This is a genomic window from Rhizobacter sp. P2_H2 (assembly GCF_056403375.1).
Map to the genome: position 1 here is coordinate 1 of NZ_JBFUFP010000995.1, position 2,002 is coordinate 2,002.

At 70.4% G+C, this 2,002-nt stretch carries 2 protein-coding genes; one reads left to right on the forward strand and one right to left on the reverse strand.

The features are described from left to right. Window positions 1-27 precede the first annotated feature (27 nt). Complete coding sequence (locus AC1D15_RS29225; RefSeq protein WP_047503005.1) at window positions 28-852, forward strand: sulfite exporter TauE/SafE family protein; 825 nt, start codon at window positions 28-30, stop codon at window positions 850-852. 10 nt (window positions 853-862) lie between these two features. Here the strand turns inward: AC1D15_RS29225 and AC1D15_RS29230 are convergent, their stop codons facing one another. Continuing rightward, on the reverse strand, window positions 863-1,897 hold the full coding sequence (locus tag AC1D15_RS29230; protein ID WP_047503006.1) for a sensor domain-containing diguanylate cyclase: 1,035 nt from the start codon (window positions 1,895-1,897) through the stop codon (window positions 863-865). Between the last annotated feature and the right edge of the window lie 105 nt (window positions 1,898-2,002).

The following is a 2,002-nucleotide window of genomic DNA, read 5'->3' on the forward strand; positions in this document are numbered from 1 at the left end:
GCTCGAACTGCTGGATCGGAAGCCCTGATGGCTTTCGACCTCGGCTGGCAACTCATCCTCGAACTGCTCGTCCTCGGATCCTTCACCGGCTTCCTGGCCGGGCTGCTCGGCGTCGGCGGCGGCGCGACGCTGGTGCCGTTCATCACGCTGCTGCTGACGCTGAAGGGCTTCCCCGAGGCCTACATCGTGAAGATGGCGGTCGCGACCTCGCTGGCGACGATCTGCTTCACGTCGATCTCGTCGGTGCGCGCCCACCACCAGCGCGGCGGCGTGCGCTGGGACATCGTCAAGCTGCTCGCGCCCGGCATCGTGCTCGGATCGTTGCTCGGCGCGCAGATCGCGAAGGCGCTGCCGGCCAACTGGCTGGCGCTGCTGTTCGCGCTGTTCATCGGCTTCTCGGCCACGCAGATGTTCCTCGACAAGAAGCCGAAGCCGTCGCGCCAGCTGCCGCAGGGTGCCGGCATGATCGGCGCGGGCAGCGTGATCGGCGTGCTGTCGGCGCTGGTCGGCGCCGGCGGCGCGTTCGTCTCGGTGCCGTTCATGACCTGGTGCAACGTGCCGATCCGCGCCGCGGTGGCGACCTCGGCCGCCCTGGGCTTTCCGATCGCGCTGATGGGGACCGTCGGCTACATCTACGCCGGCTGGTCGCTGCACGACATGCCGCCCGGCACGCTGGGTTTCATCTACCTGCCGGCGCTGGTCGTGATCGCCGCGGCMAGCGTCACCACCGCGCCGCTCGGCGCGCGCACCGCCCACCGGATCGACACCGCGAAGCTGAAGCGGGTGTTCGCCGTGCTGCTGTACAGCCTGGCGAGCTACATGCTCTACAAGGGCATCAAGGGCCTAGCCTGATCCCGGATCGTCACGACGTCTCGAAGCGGATGCTTGCCAGCGTCACGTGATTGCCGCCGCGACGCCGCGCCTCGGCCAGCGCCGCATCGGCCGCCTGCAGCAGCTCCTCCTGCGTGTGCGCCGTGTGCGGGAAGCTCGCGACGCCCATCGACACGGTGAAGCCCAGGTCGCGCCCGTTCAGCATCACGATCTGCGTCGCGCACTGGCGGCGCAGCCCCTCCATCCGCGCATGCGCCGTCGCCAGGCCGACGCCCGACAGCAGCACCGCGAACAGGTCTTCCTCGAGCCGGCACGAGGCATCCATCGCCCGGGTGTTGCTGCGCAGCAGCCGCCCCAGCGCCTCGAGCACGCGTTGCCGCGCTTCCGGCCCGAGCGCCTTCACCTGGTCGTTCAGCGGATCGAGCGCCACCGACACCAGCGCGAACTCGCGGTGCTCGCGCGACGACAGGTCGACCTCGCGGCGCAGCTGGTCGTCGAAGTGCGCCCGCTGGTAGAGCCCGGTGACGGTGTCGCGCAGCCCCTGGTCCTGCATCTCGCGGCGGAACGCCTCGCTCGCCTGCTGCTGCTGCTCCAGCTGCTGCAGCGCGATCTGCAGCTGGGTCTCGTGCTGGCGCTGCGTGGTCTGGTCGAGCCAGAGGCAGCACAGGTAGCGGGGCCCGCTGCCGTCCTGCGAGGCCAGCGCCTGCCGGGTCACGCTGTACTCGCGCCGCCCGCCCTTGCGCTCGATGCGGTGCTCGCTGACCTGCGGCAGCGTCTGCACCATCGCCGACTGGTCGGCGGTGCGCAGCGTCGCGGCCTGGGCCGGGTCGAGCCAGTCTTCGTCGGACAGGCCATCCGCGGTGCGGCCGACCAGCGCGTCCATGCGGCTGTTGGCGTACACGTAGCGGCCGGTGGCGGCCTCCTTGATGGCCAGCGGGGCATCGAGCCGGTCGGCCAGCGTGAACACCAGCGCCCCCAGGGCCTGCGGTGCGAGCCCGAGCGATGCGGTGAGCGCGCGCGCGTTGTCCACGCGTGCGGGCACGGCCAAGGGCTTGGTTTCAGTCATGCGATGGGTCGGGTGTGCTGCTTTGAAGCGGCCGGGCGTCCTCTTCACCCCCGTTCAGCCGCTTCCCATGTCTCTTCTGTTCATCATAGCGGCACGGAGTTGCAC